Raw genomic sequence first — 24756 nt, 5'->3', positions numbered from 1 at the left:
AAAATCACAAACCCTGCTATATCAAGGTTTCTGACCTCTAAATAGTTATTTTATACCTATGAACTGTCGAACTCGGGAAAAAGTGCAACCCAAATATTCTCCCCCTAAATTGCCAGCCAACGCGGCTCTGGCGGCAAGGTCAAGCCAGCACAGCCGCTGCTGCCGACAGATGAGGGGAAGAAAAAAGGAGGAACAGAAAAATGTAAATACTAACCGAATTTCAAAGTTGGCTCAAAAGAGACAGTAAAGCCCCCAAGACAATCGAAAACTACAGCACAGATCCCAAAGGCTTCCTACTTCACAATGCTAATCAGAAAAGGAGTTGATATCGCTACAGTCAGCGAATTAGCTGGACATGCATCAATAGAAACCACTCATCGATATTATCTCAGCACCTCCAAAGAAGAGAAGGCTAAAGCAGTTGAATTGCTTTAATTTTCACTCAAAATAAGATATAATGTAGATATAAGCTAACAGAAAGGAAGATACTATGACCAAAAAAGATCTATTAGATCCTAAAGTTGACTTTGTTTTCAAGAAAATATTTGGTTCAGAAAAGAGACCTAATATACTAATTGCCTTCTTAAATGCAGTATTTCAAGCCAAAGGGACAGAAAGAGAAATAGTAGAAGTAAAAATAGATAACGCTGAAATAAATAGAGATTGGGATGAAGATAAGTTATCCCGCTTAGATGTTAAAGCAACTGCTGATAATAACAAAAAGGTAAATGTAGAAATACAGCTAAAAAACCAATATAATATGACCAGAAGAAGCCTCTACTACTGGTCTAAGCTATACTCCTCACAGCTCAAAGAAGGTCAAGAATATAGCACTCTAAACAAAACAGTAGCAATTAACATTCTAAATTTTGACTATCTCAAGGGAATGGATAAGTATCACAACTGCTTCTTACTCAAAGAAAAAGAGACTAATCAGATACTAACCGATCTAGAAGAAATACACTTCATAGAGCTAACAAAACTAGATGAAAATAAGTATCAAACCCCCGAGGACATAGATAACAACTTACTTCCCTGGTTACTATTTTTAAAAAATCCTGATAGTGAGGTGGTAAAAATGATTGAAGAGAGAGTAAAGGAATTAAAAGAGGCTGCGGAGACTTTAGAAGTGTTGAGTCAGGATGAAGAAGCAAGGGAAATATATGAGGCAAGACAAAAAGCAATCCATGATTATGTAAGTAGTATTGAAGGAGCTAAAAAAGAAAGAGACTTAGAAATAGCAAAGGAAATGCTCAAGGGTAATGAAGATATAGAAAAAATAATTAAATATACTAACTTATCAAGAGATCAAGTGGAGGAAATCAGAAAAGACATTAACAATTGATAATATCGACCCTTGCCTTTTGGCAGGGGTTTTATTATTTTGTGTTATTTTTGAAGAGAGATGTTAAGCAAGCTACAACTGAAGAGTTAAGAATCCCTTAAACTACGCCAGCTAATATAGCTGTCTTTTTTAATAAGGAAGAAGAAAATTTGTAGTTGTTATTTCTTACTTATCTTTTGATTCTTCTTCCCTGAATATTTGGGATATTTTACTCATTTTTTCAATAGCATCAGGGTCAAGACTACTACATTGTTTAAAGAATTTTTTAAGATCATCCCTTTGTCTAATTTTTTCCCAGACTTCTATTAATTCTGGGTCATTTAATAGAGACTGTTTAATTTTTTCTGCTGGCTTAGATTCATCAGCATAACCCAAAAGATAGTCAATACTTACATCAAAGAAACTAGCTAGTTCAATTAATATTCCCTTATCAGGAGTTCTACGTCCAGTTTCATACATACCTATAGCACCCTCAGAAACTCCAATCTTTTTTGCAAGTTCTTTCTGATATATATTTTTTTCCTTTCTTAACTTTCGCAAACGATCTTTAAATTCTGCCAATATTAGACCTCCTCTGCCCAACTAATTTTAACATAAAAGATCAAACTCTTCTTCTGGATTAACTAAAAGTTAATTATATCTTATTTTATCATTGACAAATAACATTATGTTATATAAAATATACTTAGATAGTACTAATAGCTAAAAAATCACTGGAGGGATAATATGGGAGTAATGATAAAGCTAGATATAGTTCCAGAAAAAATTGATGCTGCCGAATGGGAGAGCGTTTACGAAGAGACACTTATCCTTTTAAACGAATACAGCTTTATGGATAAGATAGTAGACAAAGAGAAATATAACTACAAATGGATCTACACTCAACAAAGTAAGGAGCGAGAATTAGTTTCTGGACGATTAGGTTGGTATACATTTGGCGATATGATCAGAATGAAGAATGCTGAAAACTTTATGTTAATCAGAGACCTAAGCTATTACGAAGACTTTACTAAGGAAGCAAACTGTGATGAGGTGTTGATCTCTTTGATTAATTGGCAGTCTCAGATGACTGAGGAAATTCAAAGCTTAACTGTGAATACTAGAAGCGTATTTAATTCAAAGACCCAGGGCTATCCCTATCACATGTACATACTGGCTATTGCCTGTTTAATCGAAAGCCGCTTTCCTAAATACGCCTGCGTAAGCGGAGACGTGACAAAAGCTCAAATGCAAAAAGCTATAGAATGGGCCAACAGCATACTAGAAAAGCCGATTGAGATTAGTGAGCGAGCTAATAATGAAAAACTTTTGCAAAGATTAACAGCTTACTTAACTGATCAGTATAGTCAACTATCAGCCTTCCTTTACTTGACCATTAATCAAAAAAATAAGGAATTAGGAGACTTCATCACCAATCATTTTAGTCAGGCAGCAATAAAGAGATACTATAGCGAATGGTCTAAGAGATATAAAGTAACACAGGTAGGCTTTAGTAATAGCTTGGAAGAGTATCTGAAGTTAGGATTTGATTTAGAGATGCTTTGTAATATTTGTATTCTAGATGAAGATAGCTGTAACTATGACCCTACTGCTTTTATTAAAAAGGTGCTCAAGTTTGTCGATAAGAACGAGAGGACTACTCAAGATGGAATCGATGTAGGAATCAATAGTCCTGACTCTGCAGCACCGGAAACGGTACCTTCTTTGTTTGGCAAAATCTTTTTGCAAATGTCTGGACTTAGTAGTCATGTGGAGATAGATACTACTGTAGAGGAGCTTAAAGAAGTTTTTAAGAGAAAGCTTGGTCATTTGTGTGATGTGGAAGAGATTTTTGAGGAGGTCTTATCTGTTGATGCCGAAGCTGAGGCTGAGATAAATAATCAGATTTTAGAACTACTAGCGGAAAGAGGTGAAGAGCAGAGCAAAAAGCAGGAGTATGATATTGAAGAAGTTGAGGAATTGATACTCTGGGAGCCAGGGCAGACGATCTGGCCGGAAATCGAGGAGTTTTTGGAGAAGATTAAAGAGACTATAGAGGAGATCGTTGCTGAAAGCGAAGTGGACTTTGCTGATTATTCTAAGTCAGAGAAGATGAGACTGCTGATGGAGTATAATAAATATTTTTATCTGTCTAAAAACACTTGGGATTTTATTGAAGCTAGTCTTGATAATGAGTATATTTACAGTAGAGTATTAGCTTTGTTGAGGATCAAAGCTGATAATAAAACAACAAATAGAGCGTGTAAATCAATACTGAATAATCTAGATCTTTTTAACTATTTGTGGGAGTAGTGTAAAGTTACTTGATAAGCGTACAGATTAGATAATTTAATTATATTTCGTGAGGAGTGGTCGAAATATGGGCCCGACTCTTGACAACACTCAAAGATAAGATATCAGCTCCATCTTTTTTGTGCCTTTAAATATCCAGTAAAGTAAGATATAATTATAGTTAAGAGTTATGAGTTATTAGTTAAAACCATAAGATCAAGGGTATGAAGGTCTTGTGGTTTTGAACTTCAACTCTTAACTTTTACCTATTAACTCTTAACTAAATAAGCTTGGAGGTTAGAAGAATGCCCGATAATCAAGACGAATTTAATATTAGCTACCACAACTACGATACTATATTCACCAATTCATTTTCAGTATTCAAAAATAAAGTGATAGATTTTTTAGGAGTAGACTTACCAAGGATAGACTCCTTTGTAGAAACTAAATTTGCGGAGATAGAAACCAGTAAACAAAGATTAGACTTAAATTTCAGATTAGAAGATGGCTCTATCTTGCACCTAGAAGAGGAAGCCGACATATCAAAAAATGATTTAATCAGATTTGCTGCCTATGACCTAAAGCTTTATAACAGATATCGAGACCCAATAAGAACAGTAATTCTTTGTATTAATGGCTTTGAAGATAGTAAAGCCACATTCAACACAGGAAGTATGGCTTATAAAACAATAGTAGTGGATATGTCTGATAGAGATGGAGACTCAGTATATGAAGAAATTCAAAGAAAGATAGAAGCTGGAGAAGAGGTAAATGTACTAGAACTAATCTTTCTGCCACTAATGAAAAGTAAAGAAGGCATGGTAAAAAGAGTCAAGAAGGCTATAGATCTTGAACAAAAGTTAGGATATGGAGAAGTAATGACCAGTAGGGTAATAGCTATGACTTTGGTGTTGAGTAATAAGTTTTTAGAAGAAAAAGAAGTCAAAGAGATATGGAGGGATTATAATATGCTTAAAATATTCAAGGTTGCTCAGGAAGAGGGGAAGAAAGAAGGCAAGATAGAACAACTACAGGAAACAGTATTTAAGTTACTCACTAAAAAAATAGGCAAACTACCTAAAAAGTACAAAGAAAGCTTAAAGGATCTTGAGAAGGAAGAGTTAGAAATAATTAGAGATGATATATTTGATATAGAGAAGTTGGAAGATATAGATAAATATTTTAATTAATAGCTAAACAAAAGGGAATACATGATTATATTAGTAAAAACTCGCTATTTAGAGCTGTTAGAAGAAACTATGGAGAAGTTAACTGATCAAGAAGTTAAAATTAAATTTAATTAATCAACCCGATGGAGAATATAGACTCCATCTCTTTTTTTGTGTCTTTAAATATTTATCAAAATAAGATATAATAAAAAAGATAATCAACAGAAGGAGAGATTATAGATGACAGCAGAAACAAAAGAGGAATTAATTAGCGAAGTAGAAACCCAACTTGAACTCTATCAGCAGCTATTGGAGTTAATCAGAAAAGAGAATAACTTACTTGAGGCTGCTCAAGAGATAGATGCAGAATTACTTACAGAAAAGCGAGAAGTTAGAGATCAAATCGCTAAGATAGACTTAGTCCTCAACGCTAAGAATACCAGCAAGTTTGAACTAATGCAAGCAGCTGAAGACGATAAGTTAACAGAGTTAAAATCCATTCTGGAAGAACTCTATTCTTTAGAGAAGGAAAACCAAAGATTAGCCAAGTGAGGTGCTTAGCGTGGAAAAACTGAAGGAGAAAATCAAATACATTGTCCAGTTTGGTTCCACTGTCGAGGGGCATCCAGGAGAAAGTTCAGATATTGATATTGCTTTGGTATTGGATAGGGAGTTGGAAGTAGATTCCGATACCTATCTAAAGCTTATTTATTTGGTGAAAGATATTTTAGATTTTGATGAAGATAAGCTTGATATTTCAATCATAGACGAAAGTGATATGCTATTGGCCTACGAAGCAATCGTGAAAGGCAAACTGCTTTCTGGAGATGAAGATAAGTTCATCCAATACCAGACTTATATTATGAAAAAGTACAACGATTGGCAGTGGTTGAGTCGGCATTATTGGGATAACTTTAAAGAGGATGAGTGGTTAGAGGAGGATGTAAATGCAAATAAACGAAAAGCTGCTTTACAGAAAGCGAGGGAGATTGTTCGGATGAAAGCACTAGACACAAAATTTAACAAACTAAAAGCCGATCTTAAAGAGATGGATAGCCTATTAATTGCCTTTTCCGGTGGAGTGGATAGTACATTCTTATTAAAAGTAGCCCACGACGTCTTAGGAGATCAGGTGGCTGCTCTAACCTCGGCCTCGGAGACCTATCCAGCGGAGCAGTTGGAGGAGGCTAAAGAATTAGCGCAAGAGATTGGAGTGCGTCATATTGTTACTAGCACCACTGAATTAGAAAATCACGATTTTACTAAAAACGATAAACTGAGATGTTATCACTGTAAGCTAGAGCTCTTTTCAGAACTTAAAGAGGTAGCTGCTGAGGAAGGCTATGCTGAGGTGGCCGATGGAGCTAACTACGATGACTATGCTAATGACTATCGACCCGGTCTTAAGGCAGCGGAGGAGCTAGGGGTGAGAAGCCCGCTCAAGGAAGCGGAGATTACTAAGGAAGAGATTAGAGAGCTATCTAGGGACTTAGGTCTACCTACTTGGGATAAGCCTGCCTTTGCCTGTCTATCCTCTCGTTTTCCCTATGGAGAGCAGATTACTGCTGATAAACTGGAGTTAGTCGATGCTGCGGAGAGATATCTGCGGCAGTTTGATTTTGAGCAGTTGCGAGTACGACACCACGATCAGCATACAGCTAGGATAGAGGTCACTCCTGCGGATATGGAGTTCTTTTTGGAAAACCGTCAGCAGATAGTTGCCAGATTAAAAGAAATTGGATATACTTATGTTACTTTAGATTTGGAAGGCTACCGAACGGGGAGTATGAATGAAGTTTTGGATTTAAATTAAAATCTGAGGGGAGCGAAGTAAAATGACTGAAAAAGAGATGCTGGAAACTATTTTAGCAGAGTTAAGTGGTGTTAAAGAAGAAGTCAGTAGTGTTAAGCAAGAGATGAGGCAGAGATTTGATGAAGTAGATCAAAGATTTGATAAAGTTGACCAACGATTTGATGAAGTAGATCAAAGATTTAATGAAGTAGAAGACAAGATTGATATATTGAGAAGCGAGACTGATTTAATCGCTAGGCAGGTTAAGGAGAATAATGAAATGCTGACTCAGGATAATGTTCAGCAGTGGCTGGAGTTGGGTAGTGAAGTTATGTCTAAGCTTGAACTTAAGAAGATTGATTAGATTTTTGCTAGGAGGGAGTAGATGCGGGAAAATAGATTAAAGGAGATTTTGAAGAACGTTAAAGAAGGGGAAGTGGAGATAGAAGAGGCGGTGGAGGAGTTAAAGGGCCCGGGTTATCAGGATCTAGGCTTTGCTAAAATAGATGAAAACCGTCAATTACGCCGGGGTTTTCCCGAGGTGATCTTGTGTGAAGGAAAGACTACTGAGCAAGTTGTAGAGATTATGAAAAGTTCAGCTGCTAGTTCTGATCGAGTGATGGCTACTAGAGCTGAAAAGGAAGTATATCAGGCAGTAAAAGAAGAGCTACCAGCAGCTGAGTATAATGAGTTAGGTCGCACAATTACTCTCTGTCAGACAGAGTTAGCAGAACAAGGTTCAATCTTGGTAATTAGCGCTGGTACTTCCGATATTCCTGTAGCTGAAGAAGCCTACGAAACGGCTAGAATGATGGGCAACCGAGTAGAAAAGCTTTACGATGTAGGAGTAGCCGGAATTCACCGCTTATTAGAAAATCAAAAACAGCTCCGGCAGGCCAGAGTGATTATTGTCACCGCTGGTATGGAAGGGGCCCTAGCCAGTGTAGTCGGCGGCTTAGTAGATAAGCCGGTAATAGCTGTGCCGACTAGTGTGGGCTACGGAGCTAGCTTTAAAGGATTAGCAGCTCTCTTAGGAATGCTAAATAGCTGTGCTGCCGGAGTAGGAGTAGTTAATATAGATAACGGTTTTGGAGCGGCTTATTTGGCTAGTTTGATTAATAAATTGGATTAAGAAAATTTTTGGACTAACAGAAGGTAGTGGTTTTGAATGCAGATAGCCTATTTCCATATATTTTCAGGAATTAGTGGTAATATGATTTTGGGAGCTTTATTGGATGCTGGGCTGGAACTATCAAACTTAGCAGCAGAGTTAAAAAAGTTGGGATTAAAGAACTATACTCTAGAAGTAGAAAAGACAGTTAAAAAGGGAGTCAGCGGCAGCTATGTAGAAGTAAAGACCGCGGAAGATAACTCTCCTGCTCGTGACTTAGCTGATATAAGAAAGATAATCACTACTAGCCAGCTTGATGATACTATTCAGGAGCAAAGCTTAAAGATCTTCCAACGCTTAGCAGAGGCTGAGGCTAAGATACATAATACCACTCCAGAAGAGATTCACTTTCACGAAGTGGGAGCTATAGATGCGATTATAGATATTGTAGGAGCGGTAATTGGGATTCAGCATTTAGGAATCGAGGCTATTCATTGTTCCCGAGTCCATACTGGTCGAGGTTTTGTAGACTGTGCTCACGGTCGATTGCCTATTCCGGCGCCAGCTACGCTGGAGTTATTGCAAGGAGTCCCTATTTATTCTACAGGGATTGAGAGTGAGCTGGTAACTCCCACCGGAGCAGCTATTATTACTACTTTAGCTGAGCAGTTTGGAGATCTGCCTTTGATGAGGATTGAAAGCATAGGCTATGGAGCTGGGAGTAGAGATTTAGAGATTCCTAATCTATTGCGGATTAGTATTGGAGGTTTATTAAGAGCAAATGATAGATGATAGAGGATAAATAAAAACATAAGTTCAAGTTTAAATTCTATTAGACGCTGACTAAAGTCCGACTAAGTTCAGACTAAAAGATTAGTGCATTAAGAGCTTAAGATATTTAAGTATCTTTGTTTTTAATCTTGTACGTTTTAGTCAGATTTTTGTCAGAACTTAGTCAGCGTCAAATTGCTTTTGAACTTAATTTGCGATTTCTCAAAATTCAACTTGTTTTTTTCTTAAAAGCAAAGTATAATATAAACAATGAATATTTACTTAGGTCTGTGGTTGAAAATCGACGCCAGTCGCAGGCAAAACGATCCACTTAAGGTAATCAAAATGATTACTGAGCATGGTGCGGCTTAGAAGTAAGTCCTGCCTAATCGGAGTTATAGTTAAGGATTCAGTACATAATAGTCTGAACTTGATTAACTAGACCAAGATTGGAGAGCAGTAGTAGTGGGAAGGTAAACCCTTGAGCGAAGCTGTCAGCAGGCGAGTGTGGGGGCAAAGACCAGGTCAGCTAAGTAAATATTCTCTAACTTAGTGCTTGACAAAGAATATTCTTTGTGATATATTTAGAAATGTAAGTTGAGGCTCAAATTCAAAGCCGAGTCTCTGGAATTATTTTTACTTAAGGAGGAATGTACAGTGGTATTAACAGGAACAGTAAAGTGGTTTGATGCAAAGAAAGGCTATGGTTTTATTGAAAGAGAAGAGGGTGACGATGTATTTGTGCACTTTTCAGCAATTGAAGAAGAAGGCTTTAAAACATTAGAAGATGGACAAGAAGTTGAGTTTGAAATTGTAGAGGGCGACAGAGGTCCTCAAGCTGCAAATGTTGTTAAGATATAAAATAAATTATTTATTTATATAGATAGATTTATTTTAAGCGTTCTTGGCAACGATTTTCAAAGGGCCCTAGTTTAAAACTAGGGCTTTTTTTAATGTTTATTTTCAATTTTGGATAGACTATAACTAAGAAAATTAGATAGATTTTGGCAGGAAAATATTTAGTTATCGAGAATATTTATAGTATACTGTTATAAAAGGGGGCTGATCAACTATGAAATTTATAATTCGAGGCAAGAATATTGAGATTACCGATGCTTTAAGGGAGTATGTAGAAGAAAAGGTCGGTAAGTTAGAGAGATACTTTGATGATGTACCAGCTATTGAAGCCCATATATCATTGGAGGTAGAAAAAGAAAGACATATTGTAGAAGTAACTGTACATATTGATGGTTTAATGCTCAGAGGGGAAGAAGTTACTGGGGATATGTATGCCTCTATTGATGGAGTGATAGATAAACTTGAGCGTCAAACCCGTAAGTACAAGACTAAAATAAATCGTAAGATTCATGAGCAGAGAAGAAAACTTAAAAAGCAGGGTGGACGGAAGGCTGATAATGATTATATGCTGGATGATGACGATGCCTTTGAAGAACCGAAGATAGTTAGAACTAAGCAGTTTGCTATGAAGCCTATGCCAGTAGAGGAAGCGGTAATGCAGATGGAACTTTTAGATCATGACTTTTTTGTTTTCTTTAATGCGGGCACTGAAGAAGTAAATGTAGTTTATAAGCGTAAAAACGGTGATTATGGCTTGATTGAACCTACTTTGAATTAAAAATTGCAGATTAAGCAAGGCTAGCCTAGTCAAAACTAAGACTTAGGCTAGTCTTTTTTAGTCTTAAGATTTGCTATACTTAAGCTTGAATGATATAATTTAAAGGTGATTGTGGATGAGATTGTTTGGTTAAATATAAATAATTAAAAGGGTGGTTAAGTAATGTTAGGTTTTTTAAAAGAATTAATATTTAAAGATCCCAATGAAAAAGAGTTGGAGAGAATACAGCCGATTGTAGATCAGATTAATAGTTTAGAGCCAGAAGTTCAGCAGTTAACTGATGCCCAGCTGAAGGCTAAAACGGATGAGTTTAAGGATAGACTGGAGGCTGGGGAGAGCTTAGACGATTTATTGCCAGAAGCCTTTGCGGTAGTTAGAGAAGTTTCACAGCGGGCTACCGAGGAAGGTTTTCGTCATTACGATGTACAGTTGATAGGAGGTATTGTACTCCATGAAGGTAAGATAGCCGAGATGAAGACTGGTGAAGGGAAGACCTTAGCTGCTACTTTGCCGGCCTATCTCAATGCTTTAACAGGTCAGGGAGTGCATATTGTTACCGTTAATGACTATCTAGCTAAAAGAGATAGTGAATGGATGGGCCAGATTTATGAATTCTTGGGCCTAGAGGTAGGAGTAATTTACGATGGACTGGATAAGGAAGCACGTCGTGAAGCTTATCAGGCCGATATTCTTTATGGAACTAACAACCAGTTTGGTTTTGATTATCTTCGGGATAATATGGCTACTCGTCAGGAAGATCTCTGTCAGCGAGAATTGAACTTTGCTATTTTAGATGAGGTGGATAGTATTTTAATTGATGAGGCTAGGACTCCTTTAATTATCTCCGGGCCCTCAGAAACTTCACCTAAATTATATCGCAAGTTTGCTAAGATAGCTCCTCGTTTAAAGGAAGAAGAGGACTATGAAGTAGATGAAAAGGCTAACAACGTATTAATGACCGAAGAAGGAATTGCTAAGGTAGAACGGATGTTAGGAATAGAGAATCTGTATCAGGATGAAAATTTAGACTTAAACCATCACTTGCAGCAGGCCTTAAAGGCTCAGGTCTTGATGAAAAAGGATCAGGACTATATCGTCAAGGACGGGGAAGTGCATATCGTTGATGAGTTTACTGGACGGTTGATGACTGGACGTAGATTTGGTTCAGGGCTCCATCAGGCAATTGAGGCTAAAGAAGGGGTTAAGGTTAAAAGAGAAACTCAGACCTTAGCTAGTATCACTTTTCAGAACTTCTTTAGAATGTATGATAAATTAGCGGGAATGACGGGAACAGCAGTTACCGAAGCTGAGGAGTTTAGAGAAATCTATGATTTAGAGGTAGTAGTAGTGCCTACTAATGAGCCAATGATTCGTGAAGACCGAGAGGATGTAATTTATAAAACTGAAGAGGCTAAGTTCAGAGCTGTAGTAGAGGATATTAAGGAGTCCTATCAGCGAGGACAGCCGGTGTTAGTGGGAACAAGATCAATTGAGGAATCTGAAAAGTTAAGTCGACGCTTGAAAAAAGAAAGGATTCCCCACGATGTACTTAATGCTAAACACCACGAAAGAGAAGCCGAGATTGTTAAAAAGGCTGGTCAGTTAAAGTCGGTAACTATAGCTACTAATATGGCCGGTCGGGGTACCGATATTGTCTTAGGCGAAGGAGTAGAAGAGCGAGGTGGACTTTATGTAATCGGGACTGAGCGTCACGAAAGTAGAAGGATTGATAATCAGCTACGAGGTCGAACCGGCCGCCAGGGTTCACCAGGAGTTTCACAGTTCTATGTTTCCTTAGAGGATGAGTTGATGCGGCTCTTTGGTTCCGATAAGATCGGCGGGATGATGGATACTTTAGGCTTAGATGAGGATCAGCCTATTGAACATTCCTTGATTAGTAAAGCCTTAGAGAATGCTCAAAAGAAAGTAGAGTCTAAGAACTTCGATATTAGAAAACAGGTTCTAGAGTATGATAACGTAATGAATCAACAACGTAAAATTATTTATCGTCAGCGCCGACAGATTTTAGAAGGCGATGATCTTAAAGAAAAGATTATGGGCATGATCGAAAGATTAGTCGATGAGATGATGGAGATCTATGTAAATGAAGATGTACACCATGAAGAGTGGGATTTAGAAGGTTTAATTAACTATGCTCAGACTCTTTTCTTACAGGAAGGCGATTTAACGGCGGCTGAAATAAAAGATTATGGTCGAGGAGCTTTGCGAGAAAGATTATTGGAATTAGCTCGTGAAAACTATGAAGCTCGAGAAGAAGAGGTTAGTTCTGAAATGATGCGCAGACTAGAAAAAATAGTGATGTTGAAGATTGTAGATCAAAAATGGATGGATCACTTACACGCTATGGACGATCTGCGTCAGGGAATTGGTTTGCGAGCCTATGGACAACGTGATCCTTTAGTAGAGTATAAACAGGAAGCTTATGATATGTTTCAGAATATGGTAGCTACTATTCGCGAGGATATAGTTAAGTATATCTTTAGAGTTGAGCTGGTTTCCGGAGAAGTAGAGGGTAGGAAGAAGCCTATTGAAGTAGGAAGAGAAGAGGTTCCTACTGCTTATGAGGCAGTTGAGGCTCAACGCCAAGCTCAACCTAGTACAGCTAGAAGCCAGTCACAGAAGCAAGCTCAGAGCGATGAAAAGCCTCAGCCGGTGGTTAAAGAGGAAGAACCAGGGCGTAATGATCCTTGTTCTTGTGGTAGTGGTGATAAATATAAGCGGTGTTGTGGTAGGTAGAATAAAATTCAAGTTCAAAAGCAAATCTGACGCTGACTAAGTTCTGACAAAATCTGACTAAACCTTAAAAAGCTTTAAAATCTAGTTAAACCATTAAATAATTTTTTTGAACTTATGTTTTAAGATCGGGTCAGAACTTAGTCAGATTTTAGTCAGCGTCAATAGGTTTTGATCTTATGTTTTTTAAGGAGGAATTGAGTGTGTTTATAGAAGTAGAAGACTGTTTAACAGAATTAAAAGATAAATTATCAGAACTGAGGGTCTCTCTTTGACTATGAAAATCTAGTTGCTCAACACGAAGAGTTAGAGCAACAGATGACAGAGCCGGGTTTTTGGGACGATAGCGAAGAGGCTCAACAGCTTGCGCAGCAGAAAAGTGCACTTAAGAATAAGATACAGAGTTTTGCGGACTTAGCTGAGAGCTTAGAAGAATTAGAGGTGCTTTTGGAGTTAGGTCAGGAAGAGGAAGAGCCAGCGGTAATTGCAGAGATTGAAGCAGAAGTAGAGGGATTAGAAGCAAAAATTGAAAAATTAGAACTTAAGGCTCTTTTACAGGGCGAATATGATCAAAATAATGCTATATTAGCCATTAATCCAGGAGCTGGGGGAATAGACTCTCAGGATTGGGCGGAGATGTTATTCAGGATGTATAAGCGATGGGCCGAGCAAAATGATTATCAACTAGAACTATTAGAATTAATGCCGGGAGAAGAAGCTGGAATTAAGAGTGCTACTTTGCAGGTTAACGGGCCCTATGCCTATGGCTATTTACAATCGGAAAAGGGAGTTCATCGTCTGGTGCGTATCTCTCCCTATGATTCTTCTAGTCGACGTCATACTTCTTTTGCTTCAGTGGACGTTATTCCGGAAATAGATGAAGAGTTAGAAATCGATATCGATGAAAAGGATTTGAAGACAGAAACCTTTAGGGCTAGCGGGGCTGGAGGCCAACACGTAAATACTACTGATTCTGCAGTAAGGATTACTCATCAGCCTACTGGAATAGTAGTTCAGTGTCAGAGTCAGCGTTCTCAGCATAAAAATCGTCGTAAAGCTATGCGGATTTTGAAATCACAGCTTTTTGATTATTTACAGGAACAGCAGGCCGAAAAGTTATCGGAAATTCGCGGTGAAAAGAAAGAGATTGCTTGGGGAAGTCAAATTCGTTCTTATATTTTCCATCCTTATCAGCTAATTAAGGATCATCGTACCGATTTAGAGGTGACTAAGACCGAAGCAGTGATGGATGGAGACTTAGAGGAGTTGATTGAGGCTTACTTGAAAAAGAAAGTAAAGTGAGGTTAAAATTTGTGAAAAAGAGCTTGGGGTTGCTTATAGTTTTGTTGTTAATAGCTTTAATGGCTAGTCAATTGCTCTTACCTAGGTATTTTTCCTATCGTTTGGAGCGGGCCCTATTAGCTGAAGCAGACTTTGAGTCCTTGGAGGTTGAGGCTAAGTCTTGGCCGGCTTTATTGATGTTAAGAGGACATTTTCAGAGCGTAGATGTTAAAGGTGAGCAGCTTGATTTAGCCGGTTTGCAGATAGCTACTTTGGAAGCTGAGCTTAGTAATCTATACTTAGACCTCGGTCAATTGGAGCAATTTAGAGAGCTTCAAGCTGAACAAGAGTTTTTAAAAATGGTAGTTACAGCTCGAGATTTGGAGAATTATTTAGCAGCTAAAATAGAAAATATAGATAACTTACGGCTTCGTTTGGGCCCGCCTCGCGAAGCAGTGCTCAGAGGGGATTTCCCTTTGCTTGGCACTCATTTAGAGCTGAAGTTAGCCGGTAATTTTGAATTAACTGCTGAAAATAGTTTAGTTTTTCATCCAGGTGAGCTGATGGTAGGGGAGATGTTGGTTTCAGAGGAGTTAGTTGAACAGTTAAGAGAAGAAGTAGGCTTTTCTTTAGATTTAGCAAAATTAGCTTTGCCGATTCCTTTAGAAATGGAAGAGATTAGAGTAGAAAAGGATAATTTACTAATTCTGAGTGGAGAAGAGCGCTATTAATTTATATTTTTGCTAACTGGAGGTTAGGTCGATGTATAAGAAAGCATTGCTGGCTGTAATCATAGTTGCTTTATTAGTTGCTGGGGCTCTAGCTTATCAACGTTATCACTTGGAGAGTGAAAATCAGCAAGTGGAGTTGATTCTAGACTTAGAACAGTGGCAGAAATTAGGTCTGGAAGAGGAAAAGCTGAGCCAAACTTTAACAGAGTATAGAGAGTTAGGAGTAAGCTCTTTGGCAGTTAAAGAAGAAAGTGTAGAGGACTTAGTTGAACGAGGAAAAATAAGTCTTTTTAGCAGTTTAGATATCAATTTATTAACTCAGCTTTCGCGGAGCGAAGAAGAAGTATTATCTCAACTGGATACCGCGAAGGCTCAGAGCTATTTACTTTATGAGCAGCCAGCAGCTAAAGAAAGAGTTCTTAACAATATAGCCACACACTTAGGAGAGCAGCGAATAGTAGCAGTGAATGAAGAGTTACAATTAATAGCTCTAGACTCCTCTAAAGGAGAACTGCTAGATTTGAAGCTAGGATTTTCAGCAGCAGAGCTTAATTTAGCTACTGAACTGGGTTTTAAGATAGTTCCTCGGCTGAGCAATGAAAATAATATAAACCCTCAAATAATTGAAGGTAAATTTGCCAGCTTAGATGAGCTGGCTAAAGAAGCTACCTCTCAGTTAATCTTTAATGGTTCCGAAGCCTTGGGTTATCCAGATCAGTTAAAGTTGACCGAAGAGTTAATGGGAGAATATCAATTAAATTTAGGGATGATTGAATCCTTTATTACCTCTCAGGCGGGGGTTAAAAGCTTAGCTAATTCAGAAAAATTAGCTACTTTGCGGGTGCATAGTGCTGACCAGGAAGAGTTTGATAAACTAACTAACTTTCAATTAGTAGCTCGTTATTTGCGAGCCGTACGCGAAAGAGGTGCTAGAAGTCTATACTTAAGACCTGTTTTAGAAAGCAAAGAAGGTCTATCAGCTTTAGAGGCTAGTCAAAACTTAATAGTTGATTTAGTTTCTAGCCTAGAAAAGAATGGTTATTCTATTGGAGTAGCCCAGCCTGGGGAAAGGTATAGCAGTAGTAGACTTTCCTTGTTGCTGATTAATTTGGGAATTTTGGCTGCTTTTTTTTATTTAATAGACTACTTAGAGGTAGGCAGCTTTCCAGGACAGCCTAATCAGGTTATAAAAGTAATTCTTTTTTTATTGTTATCTTTATCGGCAGCACTAATGATATTCGGAGTAGGAGCAGTTAATTTAAATCGACAGTTAATAGCCTTGTTAGCAGCTCTAGTTTTTCCGGTTTTAGCAGTTGTAGCTGTCTTATTAGCTGATATTTTTAACCCAGAGCGACAGAATAAAGAGTTGGGTTGGAGAGCTTTAATTAAGCTTTATCTACAAGTTAACTTTATAACTCTAGGAGGAGGAATTCTGATAGCCGGAGCATTGAGTGACTGGAGATACTTTCTTCATATTCGGCAGTTTAGAGGGGTTAAGTTGGCTCTTTTTGCTCCGCTAGTGATATTTTTAGGTTATTATCTCCATTATTCTTTCTGGTTAAATAATGAACAATGGAGCTTACCTTTAATCAAGGAGCGGATTAAAGCCTATTTAAATCGTTGTTTACGCTTTAAAGACCTGTTATTATTAATCTTTATTGTTTTTGCGGTTATACTATATACTGTTCGCAGTGGCAATCAGCCTTTAATTCCAGTTTTGGATTTTGAAGTAGCTTTTCGGCATTGGTTGGAAGCTTTACTTTTGATTCGACCTAGATTTAAAGCCTTTCTAATTGGACATCCTTTATTGATCTTGGCAATCTATTTGCTTTATCAAAGAAAGGGTCAGAGCGGAGCTTATTTGCTTTTAGGAGCTTTAGTGGGACAGATCACTATTATTAATACTTTCTCTCATCTGCATACTCCCTTTTGGGTAAGTGGTTTGAGGGCTGTTAATGGGATTGTTTTAGGAGCAGTGTTGGGGTTAGTGTTGATTAAAGTAGAAAAATTGGCACAAAGATATTTTAGCTATGAGCAAGAGCGATCAAAGGAGATTTAGTATTCGAGAGGAGCTAGCTTGATGAAAGAAGTAGTTTTACTAGGCTACTATGGTTTCGATAACTTAGGTGATGAGGCTATTTTAGCAGCTATTATCTCTTCTCTTCAGCACAGCTATCCAAACTTAAAAATCACCGTTCTTTCGGCTACTCCAAAAAAGACTAAGCAAACTTACGGAGTAAGAGCCGTCGATCGTTTTAGCTTTAAACAGGTTATTAAAACATTTCGAAAGGCTGACTTGTTATTATTAGGCGGGGGTAGTCTGTTGCAGGATGTAACTAGCTGGCGCAGTTTGTATTATTACTTAGGTTTAATTTACTTAGCTAAAAAATTAGACATGTTGGTTTCACTTTATGCACAAGGAATGGGCCCGGTTAATTTTTCTTTTAATAGAGCTTTATTAGTTAAAATCTTAAATCAGGTTGATTGGCTTAGTGTGCGGGATGTCGATTCGCAACAGTTATTAACTAATTGGGGGGTAACTAAGCAAATAGAGCTTAGCGTTGATCCTACCTTTAATCTCGATTTTACTAAGCCAAAAGAGGATAAGGAGTTGGAAGTGGCTAGTGGGTTTAGTAGTTCTAATTCTTTGTTAGGAGTTGCGGTGCGTTATTGGTCGGCAGCTCCGGATTATTTAGAGAAGTTGGCTGTGGTTTTAAATAGAATACAGTCTCAGTTAGGAGTTACTATCTGCCTACTACCTTTTAAAAAGCCGGAAGATTTAGAGGCTAGTTATGAGTTAGAGTCTAAACTGCAAGGAGATTCTAGACTCTTTACAGGTAGCTATGCTCCTCGACAGATGGCAGCTTTAATTGGTGAGTTAGATTTGTTAATAGGGGTCAGGCTGCATGCTTTGATTTTAGCTGCCTTACAGGAAGTGCCCTTGCTAGGTCTTTCTTATGATCCGAAGGTAGATGGTTTTTTAGCTCGTTTGAACCTCAAAGCAGCAGGGAGAGTGGAGAATTTAGAGGTGGATGGCTTACATAAACGGATTTTAAAGATTTGGCAGCAAAGGGCTGAGTTTAAGCGCAACTTAGCAGTTCGGGTAAAGGAGTTGCAAAAAGAGGCTAGTCAGGATTTGGATAGGGCTTTAGAGGTTTTATTTGCTGGAGGGAGTTAAGTGGAAATACTGGATGTGGAAATCGATGAACTAAATATGGAGGCTGTGCTAAAGAAGATAGAAGCTTGGTTAATGACTGCTAGCAACTCTCATTTAATAGTTACTCCTAACTCTGAAATGATAGTTTTAGCTGAGGAAGATTCCGACTTGAAAAAGATTTTAAATAATGCTGATTTGACAGTAGCTGATGGAGTAGGAGTACTTTTAGCAGCTCGCTTAATGGGTCAGTCTTTACCAGAACGAGTAACAGGGATTGATTTGACTAAGGAGCTGTTGGCGGTGGTAGCTGAGAAAGGTTATAGTGTTTATTTTTTAGGAGCTCAGCCGGGAACTGCGCAGCGAGCTAAGCAAAGGTTAAAGGAGAAGTATTCTCAGCTAAGGGTTTTAGGTACCCATCACGGTTATTTGGATCGGCAGAGTGAAGCACAGGTGATTGAAGAGATTAATAGCCTCCAGCCGGATTTGCTCTTGGTAGGAATGGGGACTCCGTTGCAGGAGAAATGGCTGGCTAAACATCTCCCTGATTTACAGATCAAAGTTGCTATTGGAGTAGGCGGTAGCTTCGATATACTAGCTGGAGATAAAAAGCGGGCCCCGCTCTGGGTACAGAGATTGGGTCTGGAGTGGTTTTATCGTCTTTGCCAGGAGCCGCAGCGTTTGTTTAGGCTTCGGGCCCTACCCAAGTTTGTATTTTTAGTCTTAATCAAGGAAATATTATAGAGAAGTAGCTATAAGATTTTGTCAAAATATAGCGAGTAATGCTTGAAAAAATTGACTAGGAAATATATAATTGATAACGTAATCGAAAGGTGTTAACTATGTTAAAGCAAAAGTTAGCGGATTATCTAATAATCACTCTTGGTGCTATTTTGGTGGCTTTAGGACTGATAGTCTTTTTGGTACCGGCTCGAATTGCTGCCGGAGGAGTGAGCGGAATAGCTACTATAGTCTATCATGTATTTGATTTTCCGGTAGGAATGACTATCCTGTTGATTAATGTGCCTTTATTTATGACTGGGGTAAGAGTACTTGGTTTTCAGTATGGGATTAGGGGGATTTATGGAACGATAGTTCTCTCTTTGACCAGTGATTTGTTAGCTCCTTATATACCAGTCTTAACTACTGATCCGCTATTATCAGCAATCTATGGTGGAGTTTTGATTGGAATTGGTTTGGGAATAGTTTTTAAATATAAAGGTAGTACTGGAGGGACTTCCTTGGTAGCCCAGCTAGTGAATCATTATTTGGGCTTAAGTGTAGGGAAGGGTCTATTGATAGTGGATATTTTAGTAATTACCTCAGCAGCAGTAGTTTTTAGTGTAGAATTAGCTTTATATGGGATTATCAGCTTGGCAATTGCCAGTAAAACTATTGATCTTTTACAGGATGGGTTTGGAGTTGCTAAGGGTTCTGTGATTATTTCTAAACAGAGTACGGAGATAAAGAAAGCTATTTTCGAGGACTTGGATAGAGGAGTAACTGTGCTGACAGGACGAGGAGGTTTTACTGATAGTGAGCAGGAGGTACTACTTTGTATTATTAGACCTTATCAGGTGGCTAAACTAAAAAGTCTAGTTTGTGAGATAGATGAAGAAGCTTTTGTAGTAATTACCGATGTACACGAAGTTTTTGGAGAAGGGTTTGTGTAGTTAATAGTTAGATGATAAAGGATAGATAAAAACATAAGTTCAAGAGATAAAATTCAAGTTCAAATTCTATTAGATGCAGACTAAAATCTGACTAAGTTCTGATAAATTATTTAAAAGTTTTTATTCGAGTTTTAATGTTTGGTCAGATTTTTTTGCAGTTTACTAAAATATATTAGAGGGGGATTTTAAATTGTTAAAAGAGGTAGCAAATATAGCTAGAGGTTTATCAGCAGATGGAGTAGAAGCAGCTAAGTCGGGTCATCCTGGCTTACCGCTAGGTTGTGCTGAAATAGGAGCAGTACTATATGGTGAAGTAATGAAGCATAATCCGGAGGATGTAGAGTGGCCTAATAGAGATCGTTTTGTCTTATCAGCAGGGCATGGTTCTATGTTTTTATATTCTTATCTTCACTTATCAGGTTATGACCTTTCTTTAGCGGATTTAAAGGATTTTAGGCAGTTAGGCTCTAAAACGCCGGGGCATCCAGAGTATGAAGATACTCCGGGAGTAGAGACTACAACCGGGCCCTTAGGACAGGGTTTCGCTAATGCTGTAGGAATGGCTTTAGCAGAAGAAGTATTAGCTGAGAAATATAATACAGATAATATAGATATTGTAGACCATTATACCTATACTTTGCTGGGTGATGGCTGTATGATGGAAGGTATTACTGCTGAGGCAGCATCTTTAGCCGGCCACTTAGGTTTAGGTAAATTAATAACTATCTATGATGATAATGAAATCTCAATAGCCGGCAGCACAGATCTCACCTTTACTGAAGATGTAGCAGCTAAGTTTAAAGCTTGTGACTGGCAGGTAATAGAAGATGTAGACGGTCATAATATAGCTGAGTTAAGAACAGCAATCAAAGAAGCTCAAGAAAATAGTGAACAGCCTAGCTTAATTATGGCTAAAACCCATATTGGTTATGGAGCTCCTAATAAACAGGATAGCAGTTCAGCTCACGGAGCACCCTTGGGAGAAGATGAGATTGCTGGAATGAAGGAGGAACTAGGACTTCCTAAGCAAAAGTTTTATGTTTCCGAAGCGGTAAGAGAGTTTTTTGCTAAGCGAAAAGAAGAGCTTAAAGAGGAGTATCAAGCTTGGCAGAAGAAGTTTGCTAAGTGGAGTGAGGCTAATCCTGAGTTAAAAGCGGACTGGGATAGGGCCCTTAATTTAGAACTACCTAGTGACTTAAAGGAGCTGATCGAAGATATTGAGATTGAAACTCCTACCGCTACTCGAGATTCTTCGGGAGCAGCTTTAAGAACAATTGCTGAAGAGGTGCCTTATCTAATAGGTGGCTCGGCAGACTTAGCTCCTTCAAATAGAAGTTATCTTGATAAGTACGATGAAATACAGAAGGACAACTACGCTGGTCGTAATTTGCGTTTTGGAGTTCGGGAGCAAGCAATGGCCGCAGTCTGTAATGGACTTTCGCTTTATGGGGGGCTAAGACCTTACTGTGCTACTTTTTTAGTTTTTTCTGATTATATGCGTTCTTCGATGAGGATGTCGGCCTTAATGGAACAGCCGGTAGTTTATATTTTAACTCATGATTCGATTTTTGTGGGAGAAGATGGGCCTACGCATCAACCTGTAGAACATGTAGAGTCACTGCGTTTAATCCCTAATCTAAAGGTGATCAGGCCTGCTGATGATGAAGAAACAAAGGCAGCTTGGTGGGAAGCAATGAAGCGTACAGAGGGCCCTACTGCTTTAGTCTTAACTAGACAAGGAGTACCCCATATTGAGAAAGAAACTGTAGCTGTAGATAAGGGTGGATACGTAGTTACTGAGGATGATCAGGAAGAGGTTACTTTGATGGCTAGCGGTAGTGAAGTATCCTTGGCTGTTGAAGTAGCTGAGCTATTAAGAGATAAGGGAAAGGCAGTTAGAGTACTGTCTATACCCGACAAAGAAGAGTTTTTAGCTCAAGATCAAGAGTACATTGAGCAAAGCTTAGGCTCTAAAGATGCTTTGCGAGTAGCAATGGAAGCAGGTGTAGGTTCTGGTTGGTATCAGTTGTTAGGTACTAAATCCCATTTAGTTAGCCTAGAAAGCTTTGGAGCTAGTGGTCCGGGAGAAGAGGTAGGAAAAAGCTTTGGTTTTGAAGCTGAAGAGATAGCCGAGGATGTTCTGAAAAAGCTGTAAAAATTATATCACAAAAATTTCAATTAAATTATTTATTTAAAAAGAGGAAATAGCAATTACAGCTAGAAGTAATCAATTAGATTACTATAATTGATTTTTGAAAGGCAGGTAGATTTATGTTTAAAGGACAAGGTAGAAAAGTAATTAGTGTGTTAATAATTGCCTTTTTAATCTTTTCAGCTGGTTTTTTAGGATTTTTGATTAGAGATGTCAGTGCTGATAATCAGCTGTTGGCAGAGGTGCCTGATCAATTTAGGACTTTTAAGAGTGTATTAAGTATTGTTGATCAGCACTATGTAGAAGAAGTAGATGTGGAGAAGTTACTAACAGGAGCAATTGACGGAATGCTGGAAGCTTTGGATGATCCTTATACTAGTTACTTATCCAGTAGCGAGTATCAAGATATGCAGAGTGGTTTCGAAGGAGAGTTCGGAGGAATTGGAATTGAAGTTACTATGCGTGAAGATAGAGTAATGGTGGTTTCTCCTATTAAAGGAACTCCCGGTGATGAAGCCGGTTTGCAGGCCGGTGATGTAATTGCTGAGATTAACGGGGAGTCTACGGAAGGGATGAGTTTGGATGAAGCCGTTAATTTAATGCGCGGGGAGCCGGATAGTGAAATAGAGCTGAGGATTAAAAGAGGGTTTTTGGATGAAAGCGGTGAAGAAAGCGATGAAGAGCTAGAAACTTTTTCAGTTAATATTATTAGGGATATTATAGAGATTTCCTATGTGGATTCGGAAATTAAAGCCGATAAACTAGGTTATATTCGAGTTGCTCAGTTTGGGGAAGGGATTGGCAAAGAAGTAGCAAGCAAGTTAGCTGAATTTGAAGGAACAGAAGTCGAAGGGATTATTCTTGATTTGCGAAATAATCCAGGAGGAATCTTACATGAAGCTGTGGATTTGGCAAGTAATTTTGTCTCCAATGGCTCGATAGTTCATATTAAGCAGCGTGATAGCGGTGAAGAAACACTTTTATCTAATCCGGATATAGAGCCTACACAACTGCCAGTGGTAGTCTTAATTAATAAGGGTAGTGCTAGTGGTTCGGAGATAGTTGCCGGAGCTATTCAGGATACTCAAAGCGGTACTTTAATCGGTAATCAGACCTTTGGTAAGGGAGCTGTGCAGTCCATAGTACCTTTAGATGGGGGTTCTGCTTTGAAGTTAACTACTGCTCGTTACTTTACTTCTGACGGTAGAGATATTAATGAAAAAGGGATAGAGCCTGATCTTGAAGTGAAGTTTGATTTAGATACTGAGGAGGATGAGCAGTTAGATAAGGCTATAGAATATCTTTTAGATAAGCTTGAGTAAGTAGCGTTGAGTTTGGAGTTGAATTGAAAGATGAATCTGAATAAAAAGCAATTAATTGTTTTAGCATCATTAATAGGAATGGTGGTTCTTTTATCTGGAGTATATTTACTTCTTACTCGGCTGGAGGTTGAAGAGGAGGTAGTGACTAGTGAGGACTATATCTATTATCCTCAGCAAGATCCACCTAGGCTGGACTATACTAAGTTCAGCCAGCAGCTTGAGCAAAGGATAACTGCTTTCTGGTTTGAGCAGGACTGGGAGTTAAAAGCAGAGGAGACTGTGCAGGAGCCTCGTCAAGAGTTGAAAGCAGATAAAAAGCTTTTGTGGGAGCATACTCAACAGCAGGTGGAACTGCCTTTTCCAGTTGATTCTGCTTGGGAGTTGGATAACTTATTGAAAGAGTTGGAAGAAAACTTGGCCAAAATTGGGGTGCAAATGGAGTTGAAGCAGCGAAGTACTGAAGCTGGTCAAGAGCGGGCCCTACTGGAAATTGGAATTTACTCTGAGTACATAGATGGTCCGATTTTTGTTTATAGATTGGAGTTGATACAGCCTGAGGTTAAGGCTGAAATGGCCTTTATTATTGATGATTTTGGCTTTAATTGGCTAGCTTTGGATGAAATATTGAACATAGATCGGCCTATTACAGCAGCGGTTTTACCTTTTTTGCCGGGTACTGTAGAGCAGGCTCAGCAGGTTAAAGAGGTTGGTTATGAGATAATGCTGCATATGCCGATGGAGGCTATTTCTGATGTTGATCCCGGGCCCGGGGCTATTTATGTAGATATGTCTGCGGAAGAGATCGAAGAGCAATTGAGAAAAAGTATAGAGAATTTAGAGGTAGAAGTTGTAGGAGTTAATAACCATATGGGCTCTAAAGCTACGGCCGATAAAGAGGTAATGGAGGTAGTCTTAGATTATTTATGGGAGCAAGGGTTATACTTTATAGATAGTAGTACGGCGCCTAAATCAGTAGTGCCTCAAATAGCTAGTGAAAACAACGGGCCTTATGGTTTAAACTACTTATTTATCGATAATGTTGATGAAAAGGAAGCTATTAAAAAGCAAATCGATAAACTTTCTAAAGTAGCTTTAGATAGAGGAAAGTTGATTACTATTGGTCATGTAAGGACTGATACGGCTTTAGCTATCCAAGAGATGATTCCGGTCTTGGAAGAGCGGGGGATTCGTTTGGCTTATGTTTCGGAGTTGGTTAATTAATAGAGATCCAGGTGCTGTTATGGTGCCTGGATTTTTTGCATCAATATTGGTATAAAGTTCAGATGATAAAGGATAGAGGATAGATAAAGTTCAAAAGATTAAAACATGTTTGACGCTGACTAAGTTCTGACAAAAATCTGACAAAACATTAGAACCTTTAAAATCTATTTGAACCACGTGCCTTGAAACGATACTTGCAATACTTGTACTTTAGCTAGTTATTACACTGAGGATGATAACCCTTGAAAAAGCAACGCGGAGCTAGTGCCCTTGCGGTGCGCCCTGAAAGGATGATAATCCTTGAAGAAGTAGTCTTGGGCTGAAGTCTTGGGCTGAATAAAAACCCTTTAAATAATTTTTTGAAATTATGTTT

22 protein-coding genes are annotated in these 24756 nt (G+C 38.4%); 21 read left to right on the top strand and 1 reads right to left on the bottom strand.

Going from position 1 to position 24756, the window contains the following annotated elements; all coding sequences use genetic code 11:
• The first annotated feature begins 303 nt into the window (after positions 1-303).
• Together MWH30_RS13955 and MWH30_RS03455 are read left to right on the top strand one after the other, a co-directional pair.
• Positions 304-435, top strand: coding sequence for a tyrosine-type recombinase/integrase (locus MWH30_RS13955; RefSeq protein WP_372494121.1), 132 nt, complete (start codon positions 304-306; stop codon positions 433-435).
• Between the two features lie 55 nt (positions 436-490).
• Positions 491-1345 carry an Rpn family recombination-promoting nuclease/putative transposase gene (locus tag MWH30_RS03455; RefSeq protein ID WP_248662654.1) on the top strand — a complete coding sequence of 285 codons (855 nt, stop codon included), beginning with the start codon at positions 491-493 and terminating at the stop codon, positions 1343-1345.
• 165 nt (positions 1346-1510) lie between these two features.
• Here MWH30_RS03455 and MWH30_RS03450 read toward each other — a convergent pair whose 3' ends face one another.
• Positions 1511-1906, bottom strand: coding sequence for a helix-turn-helix domain-containing protein (locus MWH30_RS03450; protein WP_248662653.1), 396 nt, complete (start codon positions 1904-1906; stop codon positions 1511-1513).
• Between the two features lie 165 nt (positions 1907-2071).
• Here MWH30_RS03450 and MWH30_RS03445 point away from each other — a divergent pair, with 165 nt between their 5' ends.
• From MWH30_RS03445 to MWH30_RS03355, 19 genes are all read left to right on the top strand, one after another.
• The gene (locus MWH30_RS03445; RefSeq protein WP_248662652.1) at positions 2072-3637 is read left to right on the top strand and encodes a hypothetical protein; all 1566 of its coding nucleotides are present in this window, start codon (positions 2072-2074) and stop codon (positions 3635-3637) included.
• A gap of 284 nt (positions 3638-3921) precedes the next feature.
• Entirely contained in the window at positions 3922-4806 is an 885-nt protein-coding gene (locus tag MWH30_RS03440; RefSeq protein WP_248662651.1) for a DUF4351 domain-containing protein, read from the top strand.
• 219 nt (positions 4807-5025) lie between these two features.
• Positions 5026-5337, top strand: a complete 312-nt coding sequence (locus MWH30_RS03435; RefSeq protein ID WP_248662650.1) for a hypothetical protein — start codon at positions 5026-5028, stop codon at positions 5335-5337.
• A 10-nt stretch (positions 5338-5347) separates the two neighbouring features.
• Entirely contained in the window at positions 5348-6598 is a 1251-nt protein-coding gene (gene larE, locus MWH30_RS03430; RefSeq protein WP_248662649.1) for an ATP-dependent sacrificial sulfur transferase LarE, read from the top strand.
• Between the two features lie 22 nt (positions 6599-6620).
• Positions 6621-6941 (top strand): hypothetical protein, encoded by a 321-nt coding sequence (locus MWH30_RS03425; protein WP_248662648.1) that lies wholly within the window; start codon positions 6621-6623, stop codon positions 6939-6941.
• Between the two features lie 21 nt (positions 6942-6962).
• Positions 6963-7709: a nickel pincer cofactor biosynthesis protein LarB gene (larB, locus tag MWH30_RS03420; protein WP_248662647.1), complete on the top strand. Its 747-nt coding sequence runs from the start codon at positions 6963-6965 to the stop codon at positions 7707-7709.
• A 36-nt stretch (positions 7710-7745) separates the two neighbouring features.
• Positions 7746-8480, top strand: coding sequence for a nickel pincer cofactor biosynthesis protein LarC (gene larC, locus MWH30_RS03415; RefSeq protein WP_248662646.1), 735 nt, complete (start codon positions 7746-7748; stop codon positions 8478-8480).
• Between the two features lie 636 nt (positions 8481-9116).
• Positions 9117-9320 carry a cold shock domain-containing protein gene (locus MWH30_RS03410; RefSeq protein ID WP_248662645.1) on the top strand — a complete coding sequence of 68 codons (204 nt, stop codon included), beginning with the start codon at positions 9117-9119 and terminating at the stop codon, positions 9318-9320.
• Between the two features lie 211 nt (positions 9321-9531).
• Positions 9532-10095 carry a ribosome hibernation-promoting factor, HPF/YfiA family gene (gene hpf / locus MWH30_RS03405; protein ID WP_248662644.1) on the top strand — a complete coding sequence of 188 codons (564 nt, stop codon included), beginning with the start codon at positions 9532-9534 and terminating at the stop codon, positions 10093-10095.
• A 162-nt stretch (positions 10096-10257) separates the two neighbouring features.
• Complete coding sequence (secA, locus tag MWH30_RS03400) at positions 10258-12852, top strand: preprotein translocase subunit SecA (RefSeq protein ID WP_248662643.1); 2595 nt, start codon at positions 10258-10260, stop codon at positions 12850-12852.
• Between the two features lie 176 nt (positions 12853-13028).
• Positions 13029-14151 (top strand): peptide chain release factor 2 gene (prfB, locus tag MWH30_RS03395; RefSeq protein WP_248662642.1). Its coding sequence is split into 2 segments (ribosomal slippage): positions 13029-13109 and positions 13111-14151, totalling 1122 coding nucleotides; the frame shifts between segments, so codons are not numbered across the junction.
• Between the two features lie 11 nt (positions 14152-14162).
• Positions 14163-14861 carry an LmeA family phospholipid-binding protein gene (locus tag MWH30_RS03390; RefSeq protein WP_248662641.1) on the top strand — a complete coding sequence of 233 codons (699 nt, stop codon included), beginning with the start codon at positions 14163-14165 and terminating at the stop codon, positions 14859-14861.
• 31 nt (positions 14862-14892) lie between these two features.
• Positions 14893-16920 carry a DUF5693 family protein gene (locus tag MWH30_RS03385; protein ID WP_248662640.1) on the top strand — a complete coding sequence of 676 codons (2028 nt, stop codon included), beginning with the start codon at positions 14893-14895 and terminating at the stop codon, positions 16918-16920.
• A gap of 21 nt (positions 16921-16941) precedes the next feature.
• A complete protein-coding gene (csaB, locus tag MWH30_RS03380) occupies positions 16942-18039 on the top strand; it encodes a polysaccharide pyruvyl transferase CsaB (RefSeq protein WP_248662639.1) in 1098 nt (365 codons plus the stop codon).
• On the top strand, positions 18040-18759 hold the full coding sequence (locus tag MWH30_RS03375; protein WP_248662638.1) for a WecB/TagA/CpsF family glycosyltransferase: 720 nt from the start codon (positions 18040-18042) through the stop codon (positions 18757-18759).
• 98 nt (positions 18760-18857) lie between these two features.
• Positions 18858-19688, top strand: coding sequence for a YitT family protein (locus MWH30_RS03370; RefSeq protein WP_248662637.1), 831 nt, complete (start codon positions 18858-18860; stop codon positions 19686-19688).
• Between the two features lie 190 nt (positions 19689-19878).
• Complete coding sequence (gene tkt, locus MWH30_RS03365) at positions 19879-21843, top strand: transketolase (protein WP_248662636.1); 1965 nt, start codon at positions 19879-19881, stop codon at positions 21841-21843.
• Positions 21844-21959: 116 nt separating this feature from the next.
• Positions 21960-23162 carry a S41 family peptidase gene (locus MWH30_RS03360; RefSeq protein ID WP_248662635.1) on the top strand — a complete coding sequence of 401 codons (1203 nt, stop codon included), beginning with the start codon at positions 21960-21962 and terminating at the stop codon, positions 23160-23162.
• A gap of 30 nt (positions 23163-23192) precedes the next feature.
• Positions 23193-24383 (top strand): divergent polysaccharide deacetylase family protein, encoded by a 1191-nt coding sequence (locus MWH30_RS03355; protein ID WP_248662634.1) that lies wholly within the window; start codon positions 23193-23195, stop codon positions 24381-24383.
• Positions 24384-24756 lie beyond the last annotated feature (373 nt).

The sequence above is a fragment of the Fuchsiella alkaliacetigena genome, assembly GCF_023227765.1.
Lineage (GTDB): Bacteria > Bacillota > Halanaerobiia > Halobacteroidales > Acetohalobiaceae > Fuchsiella > Fuchsiella alkaliacetigena.
This window is presented reverse-complemented; position numbering and strand designations above follow the sequence as displayed.

Excerpts from the sequence above, each read along its gene's own strand:
- MWH30_RS13955 (WP_372494121.1), top strand. The coding sequence starts at position 304 with ATGCTAATCAGAAAAGGAGTTGATATCGCTACAGTCAGCGAATTAGCT.
- MWH30_RS03455 (WP_248662654.1), top strand. The coding sequence starts at position 491 with ATGACCAAAAAAGATCTATTAGATCCTAAAGTTGACTTTGTTTTCAAG.
- MWH30_RS03445 (WP_248662652.1), top strand. The coding sequence starts at position 2,072 with ATGGGAGTAATGATAAAGCTAGATATAGTTCCAGAAAAAATTGATGCT.
- MWH30_RS03440 (WP_248662651.1), top strand. The coding sequence starts at position 3,922 with ATGCCCGATAATCAAGACGAATTTAATATTAGCTACCACAACTACGAT.
- MWH30_RS03435 (WP_248662650.1), top strand. The coding sequence starts at position 5,026 with ATGACAGCAGAAACAAAAGAGGAATTAATTAGCGAAGTAGAAACCCAA.
- MWH30_RS03425 (WP_248662648.1), top strand. The coding sequence starts at position 6,621 with ATGACTGAAAAAGAGATGCTGGAAACTATTTTAGCAGAGTTAAGTGGT.
- larB (WP_248662647.1), top strand. The coding sequence starts at position 6,963 with ATGCGGGAAAATAGATTAAAGGAGATTTTGAAGAACGTTAAAGAAGGG.
- larC (WP_248662646.1), top strand. The coding sequence starts at position 7,746 with ATGCAGATAGCCTATTTCCATATATTTTCAGGAATTAGTGGTAATATG.
- hpf (WP_248662644.1), top strand. The coding sequence starts at position 9,532 with ATGAAATTTATAATTCGAGGCAAGAATATTGAGATTACCGATGCTTTA.
- secA (WP_248662643.1), top strand. The coding sequence starts at position 10,258 with ATGTTAGGTTTTTTAAAAGAATTAATATTTAAAGATCCCAATGAAAAA.
- MWH30_RS03385 (WP_248662640.1), top strand. The coding sequence starts at position 14,893 with ATGTATAAGAAAGCATTGCTGGCTGTAATCATAGTTGCTTTATTAGTT.
- csaB (WP_248662639.1), top strand. The coding sequence starts at position 16,942 with ATGAAAGAAGTAGTTTTACTAGGCTACTATGGTTTCGATAACTTAGGT.
- MWH30_RS03370 (WP_248662637.1), top strand. The coding sequence starts at position 18,858 with ATGTTAAAGCAAAAGTTAGCGGATTATCTAATAATCACTCTTGGTGCT.
- MWH30_RS03360 (WP_248662635.1), top strand. The coding sequence starts at position 21,960 with ATGTTTAAAGGACAAGGTAGAAAAGTAATTAGTGTGTTAATAATTGCC.
- MWH30_RS03355 (WP_248662634.1), top strand. The coding sequence starts at position 23,193 with ATGAATCTGAATAAAAAGCAATTAATTGTTTTAGCATCATTAATAGGA.